Origin of the sequence: Anaerolinea thermolimosa (assembly GCF_001050195.2) — a bacterium.
In the GTDB taxonomy this organism is placed as follows: Bacteria; Chloroflexota; Anaerolineae; order Anaerolineales; family Anaerolineaceae; genus Anaerolinea; species Anaerolinea thermolimosa.
This window is the reverse complement of sequence record NZ_DF967970.1, coordinates 96,489-116,025: the sequence shown is the minus strand read 5'-3', so window position 1 is coordinate 116,025 and position 19,537 is coordinate 96,489. Positions and strand designations below refer to the sequence as shown.

20 protein-coding genes and 1 tRNA gene are annotated in these 19,537 nt (G+C 53.6%); 13 read left to right on the top strand and 8 right to left on the bottom strand.

Annotated elements, in window-relative coordinates; genetic code table 11:
• Positions 1-385 precede the first annotated feature (385 nt).
• The 9 genes from ATHL_RS18670 (at position 386) to ATHL_RS18625 (ending at position 6,374) form a co-directional block, all read left to right on the top strand.
• The gene (locus ATHL_RS18670) at positions 386-820 is read left to right on the top strand and encodes an immunity 26/phosphotriesterase HocA family protein (protein ID WP_062196644.1); all 435 of its coding nucleotides are present in this window, start codon (positions 386-388) and stop codon (positions 818-820) included.
• 109 nt (positions 821-929) lie between these two features.
• Positions 930-1,163, top strand: a complete 234-nt coding sequence (locus ATHL_RS19800; RefSeq protein WP_084001742.1) for an RHS repeat-associated core domain-containing protein — start codon at positions 930-932, stop codon at positions 1,161-1,163.
• Positions 1,130-1,717 (top strand): hypothetical protein, encoded by a 588-nt coding sequence (locus tag ATHL_RS18660; RefSeq protein WP_062196642.1) that lies wholly within the window; start codon positions 1,130-1,132, stop codon positions 1,715-1,717. The genes ATHL_RS19800 and ATHL_RS18660 overlap by 34 nt, the downstream gene beginning before the upstream one ends.
• Positions 1,714-2,016 carry a hypothetical protein gene (locus ATHL_RS18655; RefSeq protein ID WP_062196641.1) on the top strand — a complete coding sequence of 101 codons (303 nt, stop codon included), beginning with the start codon at positions 1,714-1,716 and terminating at the stop codon, positions 2,014-2,016. The genes ATHL_RS18660 and ATHL_RS18655 overlap by 4 nt, the downstream gene beginning before the upstream one ends.
• 74 nt (positions 2,017-2,090) lie before the next feature.
• The gene (locus tag ATHL_RS18650) at positions 2,091-2,747 is read left to right on the top strand and encodes a GIY-YIG nuclease family protein (RefSeq protein ID WP_062196639.1); all 657 of its coding nucleotides are present in this window, start codon (positions 2,091-2,093) and stop codon (positions 2,745-2,747) included.
• A gap of 14 nt (positions 2,748-2,761) precedes the next feature.
• Positions 2,762-3,256, top strand: coding sequence for an Imm26 family immunity protein (locus ATHL_RS18645; RefSeq protein WP_062196637.1), 495 nt, complete (start codon positions 2,762-2,764; stop codon positions 3,254-3,256).
• Between the two features lie 721 nt (positions 3,257-3,977).
• Positions 3,978-4,811: a trypsin-like peptidase domain-containing protein gene (locus ATHL_RS18635; RefSeq protein ID WP_062196633.1), complete on the top strand. Its 834-nt coding sequence runs from the start codon at positions 3,978-3,980 to the stop codon at positions 4,809-4,811.
• Positions 4,812-4,966: 155 nt separating this feature from the next.
• On the top strand, positions 4,967-5,779 hold the full coding sequence (locus ATHL_RS18630; RefSeq protein ID WP_062196631.1) for a CPBP family intramembrane glutamic endopeptidase: 813 nt from the start codon (positions 4,967-4,969) through the stop codon (positions 5,777-5,779).
• Positions 5,780-5,936: 157 nt separating this feature from the next.
• Positions 5,937-6,374, top strand: coding sequence for a VOC family protein (locus ATHL_RS18625; RefSeq protein WP_062196630.1), 438 nt, complete (start codon positions 5,937-5,939; stop codon positions 6,372-6,374).
• Between the two features lie 267 nt (positions 6,375-6,641).
• Here the strand turns inward: ATHL_RS18625 and ATHL_RS18620 are convergent, their stop codons facing one another.
• From ATHL_RS18620 to ATHL_RS18610, 3 genes are all read right to left on the bottom strand, one after another.
• Positions 6,642-6,863 (bottom strand): hypothetical protein, encoded by a 222-nt coding sequence (locus ATHL_RS18620; RefSeq protein ID WP_162787815.1) that lies wholly within the window; start codon positions 6,861-6,863, stop codon positions 6,642-6,644.
• Positions 6,864-7,131: 268 nt separating this feature from the next.
• A tRNA-Asn gene (locus ATHL_RS18615) sits at positions 7,132-7,204 on the bottom strand.
• Positions 7,205-7,316: 112 nt separating this feature from the next.
• Positions 7,317-7,922: a bifunctional nuclease family protein gene (locus ATHL_RS18610; protein WP_062196627.1), complete on the bottom strand. Its 606-nt coding sequence runs from the start codon at positions 7,920-7,922 to the stop codon at positions 7,317-7,319.
• A 290-nt stretch (positions 7,923-8,212) separates the two neighbouring features.
• Here ATHL_RS18610 and ATHL_RS18605 point away from each other — a divergent pair, with 290 nt between their 5' ends.
• The gene (locus ATHL_RS18605) at positions 8,213-8,887 is read left to right on the top strand and encodes a response regulator transcription factor (RefSeq protein WP_162787814.1); all 675 of its coding nucleotides are present in this window, start codon (positions 8,213-8,215) and stop codon (positions 8,885-8,887) included.
• Between the two features lie 134 nt (positions 8,888-9,021).
• Here the strand turns inward: ATHL_RS18605 and ATHL_RS18600 are convergent, their stop codons facing one another.
• Together ATHL_RS18600 and ATHL_RS18595 are read right to left on the bottom strand one after the other, a co-directional pair.
• Positions 9,022-9,252 (bottom strand): DUF2905 family protein, encoded by a 231-nt coding sequence (locus ATHL_RS18600; RefSeq protein ID WP_062196623.1) that lies wholly within the window; start codon positions 9,250-9,252, stop codon positions 9,022-9,024.
• 12 nt (positions 9,253-9,264) lie between these two features.
• Positions 9,265-9,579, bottom strand: coding sequence for a hypothetical protein (locus ATHL_RS18595; RefSeq protein ID WP_162787813.1), 315 nt, complete (start codon positions 9,577-9,579; stop codon positions 9,265-9,267).
• 366 nt (positions 9,580-9,945) lie between these two features.
• Here ATHL_RS18595 and ATHL_RS18590 point away from each other — a divergent pair, with 366 nt between their 5' ends.
• Entirely contained in the window at positions 9,946-10,443 is a 498-nt protein-coding gene (locus ATHL_RS18590; RefSeq protein ID WP_062196619.1) for a beta-class carbonic anhydrase, read from the top strand.
• 124 nt (positions 10,444-10,567) lie between these two features.
• Here the strand turns inward: ATHL_RS18590 and ATHL_RS18585 are convergent, their stop codons facing one another.
• Positions 10,568-14,278: a 5'-nucleotidase C-terminal domain-containing protein gene (locus ATHL_RS18585; protein WP_062196617.1), complete on the bottom strand. Its 3,711-nt coding sequence runs from the start codon at positions 14,276-14,278 to the stop codon at positions 10,568-10,570.
• Positions 14,279-14,927: 649 nt separating this feature from the next.
• Between ATHL_RS18585 and cysK the strand changes: the two genes are divergently transcribed.
• Positions 14,928-15,869: a cysteine synthase A gene (gene cysK / locus ATHL_RS18580; RefSeq protein WP_062196615.1), complete on the top strand. Its 942-nt coding sequence runs from the start codon at positions 14,928-14,930 to the stop codon at positions 15,867-15,869.
• 40 nt (positions 15,870-15,909) lie between these two features.
• Positions 15,910-16,758, top strand: a complete 849-nt coding sequence (cysE, locus tag ATHL_RS19795; protein ID WP_062196613.1) for a serine O-acetyltransferase — start codon at positions 15,910-15,912, stop codon at positions 16,756-16,758.
• Positions 16,759-16,831: 73 nt separating this feature from the next.
• Here the strand turns inward: cysE and lpdA are convergent, their stop codons facing one another.
• Both lpdA and ATHL_RS18565 read right to left on the bottom strand, forming a co-directional pair.
• The gene (gene lpdA / locus ATHL_RS18570; protein WP_062196612.1) at positions 16,832-18,229 is read right to left on the bottom strand and encodes a dihydrolipoyl dehydrogenase; all 1,398 of its coding nucleotides are present in this window, start codon (positions 18,227-18,229) and stop codon (positions 16,832-16,834) included.
• Positions 18,230-18,276: 47 nt separating this feature from the next.
• Complete coding sequence (locus ATHL_RS18565) at positions 18,277-19,506, bottom strand: dihydrolipoamide acetyltransferase family protein (RefSeq protein WP_062196610.1); 1,230 nt, start codon at positions 19,504-19,506, stop codon at positions 18,277-18,279.
• Between the last annotated feature and the right edge of the window lie 31 nt (positions 19,507-19,537).

Genomic DNA, 19,537 nt, shown 5'->3' with positions numbered 1-19,537 from the left:
CCTGATCGCCTTAGCTGGAAACCATCTGGCCCGTGGTTTGCACCTGGCTGACTTGATGGCGTAACCCTGGTAATTCGCCAGGGGGTAGCCCTCATTCCTGTTCCTTCACCATTGTTTTACCAATACTGGAACGATCACATATTTTCAAATCCTCTGGGAGTCATTCTGACTTTCATTATATTTCCAAATGAGTCTCTTATTCCCGAACATTCTCTCTGCAATATTTCCCGGCAGATGCTATCCATGACCTCAATCTGAAACATTCACCCCACCTCTAAATCGTGTCCGTCTGATAAGTTTGCGCAACCCACGCCTTGAAGAATATCTGAATGCAGCTCGACAATATGGAGAAGATTGATTACGCAGGTAATATCAGGGAAGTATCATGAAGACAAATAAGATGCAAACAGAACACATTAAATACTCCGAAGGACAATGGTTTGCCATACCTCTGAATAATGGCGGTTACGCTTTAGGTATTATCGTTCGAGGAAGTTATAAAACAAAAGGTGGTTTGGGCTACTTTTTTGGCCCACGCTATGAAGATATTCCTGATGGGAATGAAACCTGGCATAAAAAACCTTCAGATGCAATACTGATGGCCTGGTTTGGTGATTTAGGGATCATTACAGGAAGATGGCCCTTGATTTCCACAACACGTTCTTTCAATCGTCATGAATGGAGTGTGCCTGGGTTTCGAAGCATAGATCCGGTTTATCCTGCTAAAGGTTGGTTGATAGAATACAACACACAAAGTAATAAAATGGAAATGATCAGGCGAACTTATCGTGATGCAGTTGAATTACCTGGATTGCCTTAAGATGGAGTTTATGGATATCAGACCATTGAAAATATATTAACCGAGCTCATAAATCAAACAGAGTCCAAAACGAAGTAATTCTTTGCTAATCATTGCACCTTAAAAACCTATCTTTACCGGCGAGTGGCACGACCCCACTGACCTGATTTATCTCAGAGCGCGCTACTATGCACCGCAGTGGGGGCGCTTCCTCACCCGTGATCCCTTCCCCGGCATCCTATCCCAGCCCGCCACCCTCAACCCTTACCCCTACGCCCTCAACAACCCCCTCCGCTTCACCGACCCCAGCGGGGAGTTTGTGGATGCCGTGTGGGATGGCATCACCCTGGGAATCGATATATAACCATTCTCAACAAGACCAGGCGCGGCTGTACCGTTGGCTGGCAAGATTGGGCTGCCCTGGGGCTGGATGCCCTCAGCCTGGCAGTGCCTTTCCTGCCCGCCGGGGGCATGGTCGTCCACTTTGCCGCCCACGCCGATGATGCCGGCGATGTGGCAAGACTGACAAGAGACATTAATTCCTTATATGACGGTGTTCGTTCTGCTTCCGCTTACCTTCAAAAAATGGGAGTTCCACATTCGCTAAGAAAGCAAATTATCGAGTCGTTTGAGATCCCCACCATTAGAGTTAGGGTATCTACTTTTGCTGAATATGGAATCAGGTACTATGACAACATCAATGCTTTTGAAAAAGGCCGCTTTCTCTTCGAGACATTTCCTGCCTCTCAACAAAGTTTGGCTATTAAGCGCGAATGGAATCAAATGACTCGCTTCAGACAATGGCAAATCCGCCCTGGCACAACAATCATTGAAGGTCGAGCCGCTCCTCAAGGACAGTTCTTACCAGGGGGTCAAATTCAAAAATTCGTGTTGAGCTTGGAGGATTTGATGCCATGAAAAAAGAGCAGGTGGTTACAACCATTCAACAAGCAGTTGATGCCCTTGATGATCATGTTGCATCCGTTTCAGTTCCTGAATCTGGGCCTATGTCAAGAAAGCAATTGGAATTCTTTCGCGAACAGTTATTGGATATGCTCAAATGCATTCAGGAAAATCGTCAGAGCCTGAGCACAAGGAGGATGATGGGAAAGATAATTATAGACTCTTGGCCATTAAATTCTATTCTTGGAGAGATGATCATCAAAGCAGAACAAAACTTTTGGGATTATAACCAGTTATCCAAGAGGAAATCTTAATGCCGAAAATCTTCCCCAACATAGCCGACATAGATTTGCTCCTAAGGTATCCAGATTAGTAATTTTTCCCATTTTTGCTGCACCTTAACAACACGAGCTTTCCTTGCCCCCTCCGCTTTACCGACCCCAGCGGGGAAAACCCCTTCCTGCTGTTAGACGGTTTCGGCGGTTTGCTGGGTGGGGTGGCCTATGGGTATGGCGTTCAGGTCATCCGCAACCTCAACCAGGGGTTGTGCTTCTGGGATGCTCTCTCGTTCAACATTGACGCCGGGCAGGTGGCGCTCTATGCTGTGGTAGGCACGCTGCTCGGAGCCGGCTTGGGGGCAGGAGCCGCTGGCGTTTACCCCCTGCTTGTCCATCTGGGTACAGCAACCACCCTCACCACCACCCTCTCCGCAGATGGAGACCCAACCAATGAAGTGCGAACTGGCGTTAATGTGGTATATAGATTAGTGGAAAATGGTACTACCCGTTATGTCGGAATAACCAATGATTTTATGCGTCGAGCTACTCAACATCTAAGTGAGAGAGGGTGGATTATTCGCCCAATCCAGGGACTTGAGTATCTAAGTCGATTTGATGCCAGGGCTGTAGAACAGGTGCTCATAGAACATTATGGACTTCAAAACTTGTATAACAAAATCAACAGCATTTCCTCTACAAACCCTATTTACAATGCCGCAATACAAAGAGGTAAAGATATTTTGAATACCGTTGGTTTTTTCAAATAATCCTTAGGAGTTCCATGGTTAAGGTCGGCTCGATTTTCGAGATTCCTCTTTCCGGGCAACGCTTTGCGTATGGGCAGTACCTCTGTCGAGATAAAATGGGCCCCATCATTCAAGTTTTCAAGATCATTTCACCACAAAGACCTGGTTTAGAAGAAATTCTCTCTTCTGGTTTAATGTTCCCGCCTATCATTACTGGTTTATCTGCGGCAATAAAATCTGGTTTATGGACTGTTATCGGCTTCAAGAAAATAACCTCTTTTGAGTACCCAGGTTTTATTTCAACCTTTGAGAATGAACAAACTGGGGAAGCCACCATCTGGTATTACTGGGATGGAAAGCAATCCATCCGCCTTGGTCCCGTCTTGCCCGATGAATACAAAACCAAAGAATACCTGATGGTTTGGAGCCCTTATGATGTGGTGCATCGCATTGAAACCGGGGAATATCCTTTCCCTTACAAAGACCTGATCCTTTACAACAGGTTTACTCCCCGAAGTGCCAGGTCATAACTTGCTCCTTGAACAGCTGAAAGAGATGCACGATATGGACGCCATCGTGGACAACGATCCGGAAATATACAAGCACGTTGCCACAAACTGGAGAGAGGGCATCAGGGCTGTCCGTTTCATGTACGGCGCTGGGTAAAGAATCCCTTGAAGGGTTTGCAGGCAGAACAGACTGAAGCATGACAAGGAATGTTTGAAACAACACAAAAAATATCTTTTAGACTAATAGATGCACGAAACGAATAATCGGCAGACTCAAGATGGAAGCCCAGTGGACCAAGGGACACAAAACTACCGCCGGGTTGCTCCGCGGAAGCACGATTGCCTGTCAGTTCTGGGCATGAGCCCTCCTATAATCCCCTCTTCTACCCCGTCTTCTCTCTTCATTCCTTTTTTTGAAAATTCGCCCGCCAATTTTGTTACAGTCTCCAGTCTCAATACGACTTGTACGGCAAATTTTGTTGTTCTATAATCAAAAATGACAATATTTGGGGAATGCAATTTGATTATTGGTGTCAACGTATTTTCCACGCTTGTCATCATAATCATACTGTTACCTTTCCAGTCAAGCAGTTGTGTTGCTTGCGCAAAGTGTTTGCGTATATCAAATTTTGCGAGAGAGCATGCTTTTTTCGGTCAGTTATACGGTAAGAATGCTGTGTATCAGGAATCCGTATAATTATTAGTTGGCCAGCCCGTAAAAAGATAGTCTATGTGAGGATCTATGCAAGTCAATACTATTGCAGAGCAGTTGTTATTTACGACAGTAAGAATCGAGACTACAAACCCTGATGGAACAGGCACGGGGACAGCCTTTATTTTCAATTACCAACAAGAAGAAAAGCAATATCTATTTTTAGTGACGAACAAACACGTTATTCGGGGCGCAATAGATGGACGTTTCTTTTTTACCCTGAGTGATGGACAATCGCCTCAAATTGGTCAACGATTCGATATTCAGATGAACAAATTTGAACAACAGTGGTTCGGACATCCCGACCCAGAAATTGACGTTGCAGTTATGCCACTTGTCCCTGTCTTACAACAAATTCAAAAAAAGGGCAAAACGGTTTTTTACAAGTCAATAACTCACAATCTCATCCCTACCCCCGAGCAAATGAATGATTTAGACGCAATCGAGGAAGTAGTATTTATTGGTTATCCAAACGGGATTTTTGACTCAAAAAATCTAATGCCAGTTGTAAGGAGAGGTACGACAGCAACTCACCTCCAGCTTGACTATGAAGGAAAACCGTTATTTCTAATAGACGCATCCGTATTCCCAGGCTTAAGTGGAAGCCCTGTGCTTATTGTCAATACTGGCGGTTATTCACATAAAGGTGTATTTGAAGTCGGAAATCGAGTTTTATTTTTAGGCATAATTTCTAGCGTTGCGATTAGAGAAGAGCAAGGACAGATTGCATTTATATCTTCCCCTGTTTTCCAAGTCCCAATTGTCAGAACCCAACAAATGATTGATTTGGGAATTGTATATAAAGCATCAACCATCCTAGAGACAGTTAAAATACTGGTAGATAAATGGAGTAAATCTCAATAGCCAAGAGCGGGCTAACACAGCGTGCAGCGGACAGGGCTTCGCCCTGCGGGTACGGGGCGTGTCGCTGGCAGTGGTCCTGGTTTGCAAAGGGCTCTTGCCCGCCCACCCGCAAGTAACATAAACCTTTAGCCCACTTTCAGAAACCAGGAGGAATCTTGGTTAGAATCGAATCGCCCTGGCGCAAAGTCATCGTCTTTATCCTTTTGACATTCGCAATTAGCTCAATCTTCTATACTGCCATGTACCTTACAGGATCAGCGCGTGATGTTGGAGCCTTATGGATGTGGAGTCCAGCTATCGGTGCAATCCTAACGCTATGGTTATCCCGTGGAAGTATTCGCAATTTGGGCTGGGGTTTGGGCGAAAAGAAATATCTCATTTGGGGGCTGATTATCCCTCTAGTCTATACTGGCATCATTTACAGTTTTGCCTGGGCAACGAGCTTGGCTGGATTTCGCGCGCCTACCTTGGCATATATTCTGTTCCTGCCTGTTGGATTGGTTGCGGCTTGCCTTGCAGCATTAGGTGAAGAAATCGGTTGGCGTGGATTCCTGGTTCCAGAATTGTCCAGGGTGACGACATTTACGAAAACTGCGTTATTGACCTGGGCTGTTTGGTCCGTTTGGCATTACCCAGCCATAATCTTTGCCGATTATCATAGCCAAGCACCACGTTGGTTTGATTTAACGAGCTTGACAATTTCTGTTCTTGGCTTGAGTTTTTTTACCGCATGGTTGCGACTCAAATCAGGTAGTCTTTGGCCTGCGGTATTATGGCACGGCGCCCATAATCTGTTTATGCAAGGAGTGTTCATACACATGTCTACTGATACACCCCTTTCCAAATTCATCATTGATGATTTCGGGATCGGGCTGATGCTGTCAGCGCTTATATTAGGGTTTATTTGCTGGAAAAAGCGTTTCGAGTTGCCGAAATCCTTTCGCCCGCATTTGAAAGAAGTGGGCTAACACAGCGTGCACCAGACTGGTGGGAGTCTACGCGTTTTCAGGCAGTTTCTGTGGCTTGAAGTTGGTTCCGGTAAGATGGCGTTACCTCGTCCCACCCACCAGCCGGTAACGCAAGCTGTTAGTCGGGCTACTGACTCAAGTTGTGCAAGAGGAGAGTATGTTTGATTACATTCACCACGTGGCATATGTCGTCAGTGATATGGATGACGCTTTGCGTATCTTCCGTGACATCTTTGAACTTGAATTGAGTGACCGCCGCATGATTGAAGGCGAAACCAGTGTCGAAATGGCTGCATTCCGTTGTGGACCTACCATCATCGAGATACTACGCCCAATCAACCATCCAGCACTTACACAATTTCTAGAGGAGCATGGACCAGGCTTGCACCATGTTGGTTTTGCCATGAAGGATCTTCCAAGACGAGTTGAAGAATTGAAAGAAAAAGGAGTTTTTGTCAACGGTCCTTTTGTGGCGGGAACTGGTTGGAGAATTGCCTATTTTGACTTCGAAAAGAGTGATCTTGACTTGCTCAAGAGTTGCTACCACGGCGACCATCTTGCAGAGGCAGAATCTCGAGAAGAAAGCAAAGCATAAGTGAGCGCCCGCCTAACTGGCGGTTGCAGCCGACATGCTCCGCTCGATTCGTTCGCTCCGCGTGCGGTTGAACCGCAGACCGTTAAGCAAGAAACTTGTGTAGTAAAGATTTGGTTGAAACCAGTACTTTCCCCTTAAAAGTAATCGCGGCTTTTAATCGGTAACGGAGAAGGCATCCACTGGCCAGACCTGGGTGAAGACGTGAGCATCGGGCATCTTCTATTGGGCGTTCCATCCGGCGAATGCGCGACCTCGCTTCAACGCTGGTTAGAACAACGCCAGGCGCGCTAGCCACCACCCCACCGCCCCCACCACAAACCCCACAGACCCCGGCATTCTCCGTTCACCGTGCACGATCCGCCAGACCAGATACACCGCCCCTGCCCCCAGCCACGCCAGCAGATACAGGCGCGGATCAAAAAGTGCCATGGCTACCAGCCCCTTCATGTCCCCGCCGGGGAGCACTCCCGCCAGTGCCAAGGACGTCACAACTTCAATCAAATGGCTTCTGAAGCAGGCTGAAATAAAAAGTCCTCTCGTCGAGGGCTTGAATACCATCCCCTCAATGGGGGCCGCAGAACCTTTTTGGGGAGGTTAAATAAAAAGGCTCCTCGTCGAGGACTCGAATAGCATCCCCTCAATGGGGACCGCAGAACCTTTTTGGGGAGGTTAAATAAAAAGGCTCCTCGTCGAGGACTCGAATACCATCCCCTCAATGGGGGCCGCAGAACCTTTTGGGGGAGGTTAAATAAAAAGGCTCCTCGTCGAGGACTCGAACCTCGAACCTAGCGGTTAACAGCCGCCCGCTCTGCCGATTGAGCTAACGAGGAATGCGTTCCTATTATAGCCGGCTCGGGAAGTTTGTCAAGGTTGCGTGGATGAAAAAGATGGCCAGTATATCTCATCTGGCTGGTTTCGGCCCGTCCAAACTACCCGGCGACCTCACTTTTCAGGTTTATCTTCGTCGTCTTCGTCCTCTTCGGTGTCATCAATATGATCCAGGTCGAGATTCGCCAGAAAATCCTCGAACACCGAAAGGCGTTCCTCAGAGGCGCTTTCCACTTCCGGTTCTACCGGTTGAGCTGGACGTGGTGTGGGCGCCAGTGGGCCGCTCGCAGGCCGCTGCGAACGAAGATCATCCTCCGGTGTTACCCCGGCTTCATCCAGCACTTCCCGCGCCACCAGAATGGGCACCCTTGCGCGCACGGCCAGCGCCAGCGCATCCGAAGGACGTGAGTCAATATTGATCACCTGTCCATTCACTTCCACAACCAGGTTGCCGTAGAACACTTCCTCACGCAGGGCCACCACTTCTACCCGAAGCAACCGCCCGTTGAGCGCCGTCAGCACATTTTTAAGCAGATCATGGGTTTGCGGGCGGGCCAGTTCCACTTCCTGCAGCGCAATGGTGATCGATTCCGCTTCAAATGGCCCAATCCAGATCGTCAGATAGCGTTCGGCATTGACCTCACGCAGCACGACAATGCGCTGCTGATTGGTCAGGCTGACGCGCACACTGTCGATGACCATCTCCACCATTCGCGACATAGCCAACCTCCCCTCGGATTGTACTCATTTTTTAAACACACTCTTACCAATCCGAGGTTCAACTATTCTAACACGCAGCAAGACGAGATGCAACCAATCAGAGCAGCTGTTTTTCAGGGATCTCTCGCCGATGAATTGCAATGTTAAATCTTGAAGCGCCTCAGGTTTTTTTAAGGTATAATTTCCCCACCTCCACATTCCCTGTTTCGAGCAGTCCTCAAGAGCCAACCAACGTGGGGGCGAGGGATGGCCGGATAGCCCTTCCCAGGGCAGCGAACTGCGGTGAGGTCATGAAAGCAAGAATTTTAGTCGTTGAAGGCAAGCGTGCAGACCGCCCGTCTTTTGTCGCCGGTCTGATGCGAAAAGGATATCAGGTCGAAAGCGTTCCCAATGGCAGTGCTGCTCTGGGGCGTCTTGATTCTTACCAGCCCCACCTGGTGGTCATCGATGCCGCCTCCATGCGCACCAGCGGGAAACGCATCTGCCAGTCCATGCGTGCTCACGCTCCCAACATTCCCATCGCTCTCATTCTTTCTCCCGAACAGGTCAGCCTTTACCAGAACGAATCTCTGGCTGAAGTGATGCTGGTTTTACCCTTCACACTCCAGAAACTCATCAACCGCATTCGATCGCTTCTCCCCACCGAGACCAAAGACATCATCCGCGTCGGCGTTATTCAACTCGACCCCGTACAGCGCTGGGTGCGTGTGGGCTCTCGCCAGACCAGCCTCACCCCCCGCCTCGTTACCCTCCTGCGCATCCTCATGGAACACCCCGGAGAGGTCATCGAGCGCGAAACCCTCTTTCGCCAGGCCTGGGATACGGCCTACACTGAAGACACCCGCACGCTTGACGTACATATCAGCTGGCTCCGCCGCGCCCTCGAGCACGATTACCGCCACCCCAGGCTGATTAAAACCATTCGCGGGGTGGGCTACCGGCTCGATCCCGAGGAAGAACGCTGATCCGCTGATTCTCCCCTCAACTCTAAAATTTCTTAATTTTAGCCTGCAGATTCCCGCAGTCTAAAAACAGACACGCCAGGGGTTTCCCCCCTGGCGGTATACTTCTTTGAAAGAGGAAAGAGGCGTCCCGTGAGCTATTTCATCCAGCGGGCGATCACGTTCAGGAGAATGGTAAGCAACACACTGAGCAAAAGGGAAGCCAGGAGAGGAATCACACAGGTAAAACCGCTTCCCTGAATGCGTATGGTCCCGGGGAAATCTCCCCCCTGTGGGAGAAACCGCCCCATCAACCAGAGCAACCCTCCCATCAGCGCAATCCCGGCCCCCAGAAACAACAACCACCGACCAAGAACTTCCAGGTTCATCTCGCGGCGTCTCTACTTCATCCAGTCCCCGATTTCCACCCAGGCATATTCAAGGTGCTCCGCCAGGGTGCGCCCCAGCTTTCCGGCCTTGCGCCGCACGTAGCGCTGTGCGTATTCCATCATGGCCAGCCCACCAATTTCATTCAGGCGTGTGCCAATCTGCCTCGCGCGGATATTCCGGCATTGCATATTAAACCCAGAGCCGGGCCGCTCCGAAAGATAGTCGTCACGCAGGCCAATGGAAACCAGTTCGTCGAGTAACTTCTCTACCTCGACTTTATGATGAGAAGAATATGGTTTATTCAGTAGATCTGCCAGCCAGCTCATCGTCAAATACCTCTGAAAAAATTGTATCATAATTGCTCTTTCTCTTGAAATGCAGGTCCTCTGTACTTCTCTCTCGCTTCCCTTGACGAAACAGATATTACTAGTAAAATTGTCCAAATTTTCCGCCAGAGAAAAGGAGGATCTGCCATGAACACCTGCATGTGTACACGGTAAGGGTCGCTTCATCACCTCCGCGTCCTCCCACCTTTTTAATGTCCCCAAACAGCTTTCACGAGGTTCACGAAGCGCCCCATACAAGGTATCCACCCGGGCAGTGCCCGGCGTATGCTTCACTAACCCGGTAGCTGTTTTTTGTTTTTTAGAATCCAGCGTCCGTTATTCTATAATTTCTTCAGGAGAACTCCCATGTCTGTTACGGATGATGTCTTAAAGAACAACCAGCAGTACGCCCGCTCATTTAATCTGGGGAACCTTCCCACTCCACCGGCACGCAAGCTCGCCATCGTAGCCTGCATGGACGCCCGCCTCACAATTGAGGCACTCCTCGGCCTGAAAACCGGCGATGCTCATATCATCCGCAACGCTGGCGGCGTCGTCACCGAAGATGCACTGCGTTCTCTGATCATCTCTCACCACCTGTTGGGAACGCAGGAATTCATGATCATCAACCACACCGAATGTGGAATGCTGACCTTTCAGGACGCAGATCTGAAGGAAAAACTCCGTCACGCAACCCACACCAGTGTCGTAGCCCCGGAAACCTTCCATGCCTTCAGCGACCTGGAAACCAATGTGCGGGAGCAGATCGAAAAAGTGAAATCACACCCCTGGATTCCTTCCAGTATCCCCGTGCGCGGGTTCATTTATGACGTAAAAACAGGCTCTCTCACTGAAGTGCGTTAATCTCATTCCCCCCCAACCAGAATCATTCGGCGGAGCCTCCATCACATGGCTCCGCCGAATCGTTCCTGTTCCCTGGCAGGGTCAGGTTTTATTCCACCCCTGCTCGAGACGAGACCCCCTCCCCTCAGGGATTTCTGACGATACGCCCTTCGACCACCGGGGCAACCGGCGAATTGGCCGCCACATAATCAATGGAAATCTCCAGCAACCCATCTCCCGGGTTGAGAACATTGGCGCCCTGCCCCAGAATGGTATACCCATCCCCACCGCCAAACATAAAGTCGTTCGTCACCAGACGGACGGTATCCGTTGGGCCGACCGGGGTGAGCGGGCCCGATGGTCCGGCAGGCGCCTTCCAGATGCCATCGACCACCGGGGTCAACCCTTCGCAATGGAAGGCCACCTTAAGCCCCGAAACCTGCGGGAAGCGCCCCGTGGCAATCGCCGAATTGCAAACCGGCGAGAACCCGTTCAGGAAAGCCGTCTTCAGCTGTTCGCCTGTGTAGGTGGCTATGATGGTGCGGTTTCCAAAGGGAAGCACCGCAAACATCTCGCCCCAGGTGATCTCACAGGGGGCTTCACCCGCACTGGGCGGAGAACACACCAGGTCGGCACGCAATCCACCCGAATTGGTCAACGCCGCATCCACTGCCGGGTATTTGACCCGCATCGCATCGGCAATCAAATTCCCCATGGCCGATTCGTTCAGCCGGGTGGGGTCACGCCGGATATCGAAAGCCTGCCTGCCGATCACTTTATTGCGCAAAACAGCTGTCTCCGCGTTGGCGGCATCCACAATGGCCTGCACATCAGAGCGGGGTGTCACCCCCAGCGTGGTCGCCACGCGTGTAGCGCCCCCTGCCCAGAGAACATCTTCGCCCTGAATCAGCATCTGGAGGACAGAATAGGTTGCCCCGGCATTGAGCCCTTCAGCAACCAGAATATCTCCCACCATCAGGTTCGAGATCCGATGCGTATGCCCCGCCAGAATCACATCCACCGTCGTATCCTGAAGCAGGCTGGCAATATCTACAACCGGCCCTTCCCATAGGACGGCCGGAATGCCATCCACCGCATTGGAACCAAGCGCGGTACCTTCATGAATCACCACAATTTGTACCTTCACGCCTTTCTTGCGCAGGCGCTCCGATTCGGCCCGAATGCGCTCTGCCGCTGGCAGGAAGGTGAGCCCCCTGGTAGCATCTTTCGACACCAGCTCGGGGGTGTTTTCCAGCGCCGCACCGATCACCCCAACTTTGACCCCGTCGACCGTAAACACCTGGCTGGTCTTCACCCAGGAAGGGGCTTTACCGGTGGCTGTCTCAATAATATTGACGCCCAGGAAGGGGAACACCGCCCGCGCTTGATGTTGAAGCAGACGCGCCACCCCGTAATCGAACTCATGGTTTCCGTAAGCGGTGGCATCCAATCCCCAGGCATTCTCCACATCAATGGCAGGCATATCATCCAGCAGCCCTGAATTGGGCGGAGAAGCTCCCACATTGTCGCCTGCGGCGAGTAAAAGTGTATCTCCGGGTAAAGCCGCCGCTTCTTCATCAAAGCGGGTAGCCAGATAAGCCGCCCCACCGACCGAAATATTGCGCCCATCGATGGCCAGCGTGGTTGGATCAAGCTGGCCGTGAAAATCGTTCAGGCCAATCACCGAAACCTTCCTGTAGCGGCTGGCCCCATCCAGAATTTCCGTCAACACCCGCCCCTGCGCATGTTGCGGCATGGGAATATCCATCAGGAAGGCAATCGTCGGCGCCAGATCAATCGTGCGCAATCCGGCAAAGGTTCCTTTGCCAATCGCCTTGCCTCCTGCCAGGAAAGTTGCCCGCATATTCACATTCGCGTCCGGCACCTGAACATCGGGCACGTACCCATGCTGGCCAAAGAATGCTGAAAGCGCCACCAGGCTCCCCGGAGTGGCAGCGTCAAACTGGTATGGCGGATAAGCAAAGGCCACCACATCGCCCGTCCGGGTAGGATGAGCCATGTCGGCAAAAGTCCCCGGCCCATTGTGAATAAAACGCGCCTCAGCCCGGGTATATACCCGGTCGATGACCTTCCAGCCTTCCGGTGCGCCATCGCCTGTCCAATCGTTGGGATCGCTCAGGCTGGCAAAGGCCGCCTTAATGGCGGCTACCGTAGCCGCTTCATCGGTTGCGGCTACCTGTTGCAACCCTCCACCTGCAGGATCACGCCCGGCCAGATTGAGGTAAATTTGCACCGTTCCCCCGGCCCAGCAGGCTTTGGCCTTGCCGATCGTCTCACCTGAGGCTGGCCGGCAGTTCGAGGTCTGCGGTTTCGATAACAGGCCCAGATCCACCAGCACCTTACTGGCATCCACCGCCAGGAATTGAGGCGCAAAGCCATGGTCCGATGAGACAAAAACCGTGGTCTGTTTGGGCATCAGAGAGCGCACCAGTTTCAGAGTGGCATCAGCCCCCTGATACGCACGCTTCAGGAAGCCCTCCCGCTCGTTCACCCGCCCGTCAGGCGTCCCATTGACCTGAACATCATCATAGGCAGGGTTGGGCTGGCCATCAGGCAGTGCAGGTGTGACCAGCGAAAGGAACTGATGTTGAAATTCATCGGTGGTTGGATACCCTACCAGCACCAGGTCTGGTGCGTAATTGGTGAGAATGTACTCAATCAATGGGTGATAGGCGGTTTCCCAGTACAGGCCCTGCTCCACATAGGTTTCTTCAGAGACAATGCCTGCCTCCAGAACAGCATAATCGGCGGCAGTAGAGGTAGGGAACTTCTGAGCCACGAACTCGGCAAAATCGCCGCTAAAGCCGGGGTCTCCGGGCCAGTCGGGCCAGGAGGCAATGGCGCGCGTCACCGAGGTATGGAAGAGCCTCACCCTGCTCAAATCGGCGCTTAATTCTTCCACCTTGACGAGCATGCCCGCCGTCAGACCATCCAGCGCACCGCCCACCACTTTTACCTTGATATCTCCCCATTCTCCACAGGTGAGGTCGGCCACCGCAACAGCCCCATCCTTGCCAGGGCTGAAAAGAACCCGATCATAATTCGTAACCCCATCATCGGTAGCATCGTAAATATAGGCGTTCAGGCCATATTTATCCACCCCGAAATCCAGCACACGCATGTGCATCTCCATGGCGGGGCTGTACGAAACCGGCACGTTCACCCAGCCATCGGCAGGCGCGGGCGCGGCCCCGGCAAAGGGGGCCTGCCCGGCAAAGCCAGAAGGATGATCAAATTGCAAGCCGAAGGACGCCACAAAGGCCGCATTGTCGGTATCTGAGATGTAATTGGTTGCCACCCCTCTCCCGGAGAGAAAAACGCGATAATCCAGCGTGGGGCCGCGGATGACCGCATTGCGCCCTCCTGCCCACTCAATCTGGGCCACACGCTTCCCGCCGCGTTCGGCCGCCTGGGCAATCGTTTCTGCCTGAAGCACGCCATCATCGAAGGCCGCCGTGCGACTGCTGAAAGAAGCCCCATTTTTATGAAAGGTATTGTTCGTCGAGCCGGTGACACTCGCCCACGCGCCGGTAGCAAGGCTGTACCACCCGGCCCCCGTGTTGGACGGCGCCTGCGTCAAAAGTCCGCCATCTGCCGCTGAGGCACCCTTCCTGAGCAACTCACCCATCACCGGTAATAGCTTTTGCCCGGCATACTTCGCAACCAGATCCTGACGCAGTCCATCGGCGGCAAAAAAGATCAGGGTATCTGTGGCAGGCTGATGAAGCCTGGCCACGGGCACAGCCGGCCCCGCCGCCACCGAGAGCATTGAGGCGACCACTGCCAGAATCAACACCAGCCTGACCGCGAAACGAGTTCGAGGATAGAACTTCATACAACACTCCTTCATTTTCTGATTCTCTCCGCAGGAGAGTGGATCAATACCCGGAATTGAACGATTGAGCACCTCCCTTCGTGATAGATTTCACACCCTTAAACAAAAAAACCGGCCCCTGTGGCCGGTTTCGCTACTGGCTCCCCGCAGACACCCCCTTCCGGGTGAAGCGACCGAGATCTCATCTGCGGATCACTGCCTCCACGAAATCAATATAACATAAATCAACATTAAAAACAATTAATATCCCGCTTGGCTCTATTAACGCTTTTTGAAACCACAGAAGAACACCCCCATTTTATTCTTCACCTCCGTCTGGCGATTCATCCCCCGCCTCGTGCTTTTAAAGCCAGATTTGACTCATAAAATGCCCTTGACAGGGACTTAAATCATCATATAATCGATCTCGATGAAACTGGTAAATTTTGGTGTATTGAGAAGCATTGCGTGCATGTGTCCGTGGCGGGGCCCGGTGACCCTGCCTCGTTAAGCCATCGCACGTAAAGCAAGCAGTTTACCAGCAGGACGAAGGCAGCGGAACACGGCCCCGCAACATCTTTTGCGAGCGGCCTCAAAGGCTCCGCTGTTTTGTTTTCCTGCTGGTTTTCTTTTTAATCGGTTCAACTATTTACAAAGGAGATTTTCAACCATGCGTATCGCCAACGATGCCACCGAATTAATCGGCAACACCCCCCTGGTGCGCCTGAACCGCATCGCCCGCGAAGCCGGAGCGCGCGCTACCGTTGTCGCCAAACTGGAATATTACAACCCGGCCCATTCCGTCAAAGACCGCATTGGCGTTTCGATGATTAACGCCGCCGAAAAAGCCGGGCTGATCGGCCCGGATACCATCATTGTAGAGCCAACCAGTGGTAACACCGGTATCGCCCTGGCCTTTGTCTGCGCGGCTCGCGGTTACAAATGCGTCCTGGTGATGCCCGAAACCATGAGCAAAGAACGCCGCATGTTGCTTCGTGCCTACGGTGCCGAACTGATCCTCACCCCCGGCAGCGGCGGCATGGCGGCGGCCATTGCCAAAGCCGAAGAGCTGGTCGCCAGCGACCCCAAACGCTACTTCATGCCCCAGCAATTCAAAAACCCTGCCAACCCCGAAATTCACCGGAAGACTACCGCCGAAGAAATCTGGCGCGATACCGATGGCCAGGTAGATATCGTGGTTGCCGGGATCGGCACCGGCGGAACGATCACCGGCGTCGGTGAGGTGCTGAAGAGCCGTAAACCCTCCGTCAGGATGGTGGCCGTTGAACCCGACGCCTCACCCGTGCTCTCAGGCGGGCAGAAAGGCCCCCACCCCATCCAGGGTATCGGCGCGGGCTTCATCCCCGATGTGCTTAACACCCAGATTTATGATGAGATCGTGCGTGTCAAAGCTGAAGACGCCTTCTCGACCGCTCGCAGGATGGCCACGATGGAGGGGCTGCTGGTGGGAATCTCCTCAGGTGCCGCCACCTGGGCGGCTCTCCAGGTTGCCTCTCGCCCCGAAAATGAAGGGAAGCTCATCATCGTGATCATTCCCTCCTTCGGCGAACGTTACCTCTCCACCCAGCTCTTCGCCGATCTGGCCGATTGACCGCGCCGGTTACGGAGAACGACAACCTCAGGGAAAGGGAATGAAGATGAAATTCTTTTCTCTCATGAAAGAAGATATCCGCTCGGTCTTCGAGCGCGACCCCGCCGCGCGCAGCACCCTGGAAATCCTGCTCAGTTATCCGGGCCTTCACGCCGTCTGGGGGCACCGCATTGCCCACGGGCTGTGGAATCATGGCTTTAAATTGCTGGCGCGCTGGCTCTCTCATCTCATGCGCTTTTTAACCGGCATCGAGATTCACCCCGGCGCAAAAATCGGACGGCGCTTCTTCATTGACCACGGCATGGGCGTGGTGATCGGCGAAACCGCAGAGATCGGCGACGACGTCACCCTTTATCATGGCGTGACTCTGGGAGGCACCAGCCTGCAAAAAGGGAAGCGCCACCCCACTCTGGAAGACAACGTGGTGGTCGGAGCAGGGGCGAAAATCCTGGGGGCCATCACCGTGGGGGCTGGCAGCCGCATCGGTGCTAATGCGGTGGTGGTCAAACCCGTCCCGCCCAATTCTGTGGTGGTTGGAGTTCCCGGTCAGGTGGTGGTGCGCAGTCAACCTCGCCCGGCCAGCCCTGACCTCAACCACAATGTCATGCCCGATGCCATCGGCAACACGGTAGCCGCCCTGGTCGAGCGTGTGGAACAGCTGGAAACCCTGCTGAATGACCTGGTGCGCACCCCCATGCCCGCCGGATCCAGTGACCGCCTGGCCAGGCTCGAATCTGACCTGCGCATCCACATCCTCCAGCACCCGCACCTGCCCGGCAACGGCGGGCAAAAGAAGCCCCCACCCGAAGCGCATACCGATTCAACCCACGGCCACCTGCCGCATCAGATTCGTGAGGGGGTGTGGAGCGGCGAGGACTTCTCTATTTGACGCCAAAAACTTAAGGGCTGCCCGGCCGGGCAGCCCTTATCTTCTCTGCACACACCACACCCGGGCGCACTGGCTAGATGTGAATGGCGTGTCCCTCGGCCATTTCGGCGGCTTCCATGATCACCTCGCTCAGCGTCGGGTGGGCATGGATGTTGCGGGCGATCTCCGCAGTGGTCAATTCCATGCGCTGTGCCAGGGTCAGTTCTGGAAGCAATTCGGTTACCTCCGGGCCAATCATGTGCGCGCCGAGGATCTCGCCGTATCGGGCATCGGCGATAATCTTGACAAACCCCGCGTAATCTCCCAGGCCCAGCGCCTTACCGTTGGGCTGGAACGGGAACCGCCCCACCTTGATTTCATACCCGGCCTCCCTGGCCTGGGCTTCGGTATACCCGAAGGAAGCAATCTGCGGCTGGCAGTAGGTAGCGCGCGGCACCATGCGGTAATCAATGGTGGTGGTTTCAACCCCGGCGATGTTTTCGGCACAGATCACCCCCATCGCCGAGGCCACATGCGCCAGCAAGGTTTTGCCGGTCACATCGCCAATCGCCCAGATGCCCGGCACGTTCGTCGCCATACGCTCGTCCACCTGAACGAACCCCCGGCCATCCACCTGAACACCCACCTCTTCCAGACCCAGGTCTTTCGAATTGGGTTTGAACCCGATGGCCATGAGCGCCTGCTCAGCTTCAAGCACCTGCTCGCCCCCCTCTCCAGAAACGCGCACGCGCACACCATTCTCGGTGGTTTCCACCGCCATCACCCGGTGCCCCGCCAGCACCTGAATTTTCCGATCGCGGAAGGCTTTGCTCAATTCGGCGCTGATCTCTTCATCTTCCAGCGGCACAATGCGTGGGAGCATTTCGACAATGGTCACCGCCGATCCATACGCGCTCCAGATGGTGGCAAACTCAACCCCGATCGCCCCACCGCCAATGATGATGGCCGAGCGGGGGCACTTCTCCTGCAGGATGGCCTCGCGGTAGGTGAGCACCTTCTCTCCATCTACCGCCACACCGGGGATCGCCGCCGCCGAAGCCCCCGTGGCAAGGATGATGTTTTTCGCTTCAATGGTCGAAACCTTCCCCTCTCCATCGGTCACCTGAACGGTATTTGCCGTCATCAGGCGCGCAGTGCCCATAACCACGTCTATTTTGTTCTTCTTCATCAAAAAACCCACCCCGCGTGTGAGGCGGTCCGAAACCTGCCGGCTGCGCTTCACCGCCTTTGCATAATCCAGGGTAAGGTTCTCAAAAGAAAAGCCAAAATCCTTGCCGCGTTCGCGCAGAAGGTGCGCCACTTCGGCGTTGCGCAGCAACGCCTTGGAAGGGATGCACCCTACATTCAGGCAAACCCCTCCCAGCCACTGTTTATCAATAATTGCGGTCTTCAGACCCAGTTGAGCCGACCGGATGGCTGCAACATACCCTCCTGGCCCGGCCCCGATGACAACAACATCGTATGTGCTCATGGTGTCCTTCCTTTGACAGGCAATATAACTTTAGAGCAGCCGGAAAATCACCAGCTCTCCAGCGCTTCCACCACCTTCGCCAGAAAACCATCCGCGGTAAATCCATCTACCACCCGATGGTCGAAGGTGAGCGAGAGGTAAACCATCGGACGGACTGCGATCATGTCCTCGATCACCACCACCCGCTTCTTGATTGCGCCAACCCCTAGGATACCACACTGCGGCTGATTAATCACCGGTGTTGCAAAAAGACTGCCACTGGTGCCATGGTTGGTAAGTGTAAACGTGCCGCCGTGTACTTCATCAGGCTGAAGCCGCCGCAGACGGGTACGCTCGGCCAGGTCGTTAATGGTGCGCGCCAGCCCCAGCAGTGACAGACCATCAGCATTCTTGATCACCGGCACGATCAACCCCTGATCGCCCAGCGAAACCGCCATCCCGATATTAATCTGAGAATGAACCAGAATGCCCTCCTCCGTCCACGAAGAATTGACCACAGGGTAGGCTTTAAGCGCGGTGACGATCGCCGAAACAAAGTAAGCCGTAAAGGTCAGGCGCACTCCATCGCGGGCAAAGAGCTCCCGGTGCGCCGCGCGATGCGCCGTGGCACGCGTCATATCGGCCTCCATCATCGTCGTCACATGCGGAGCGTTACGCATACTGGCGGCCAGGTTTTCAGCGATAGCCTTACGCAACGGGTCAAGACGGATCAGCCGCCCCCTGGCGGGTTGCGGAGAGCTTTCCGCCGCTGTAACCGGCAACTCCACCGGCCGGAAGAGATCCCCATCAGCGGGGGTTTCCCAGGGAGCGGTCGGAGTTGCCGGGGCGGCCCGGTTCCGCTCCTCGATGTAAGACAACACATCTTTCTTGGTAATGCGCCCGCCTTCCCCTGTCCCCCGAACTTCGCGCAAATCCACCTGATGTTCACGCGCCAGGCGCGCCACCACCGGAGAAATAAAACCCAGTTTCCGCTTTTCCTTCGAGGTTGTGCCCTCCCGCGCGGGAGACAGAGCGGGTTTTTCTTCTCCAATGGCTTCACCCGGCTGACCAATCCAGGCCAGCACTGTGCCCGCCCGCACAGTCTCCCCCTCTGGCACCAGAATGCGCAGCAGAGTCCCCGCCGCCGGGCTTGGAATTTCAGTATCCACCTTATCGGTATTCACCGCCAGTAACGGCTCAAAACGCTCCACCGCTGAGCCTTCAGCTTTGAGCCACTGCATCACTGTCCCCTCGACCACCGATTCACCAAGTTGAGGCATGATCACCTGAACAGGCATACGCAACTCCACAGTTAAAATCTTTCACACC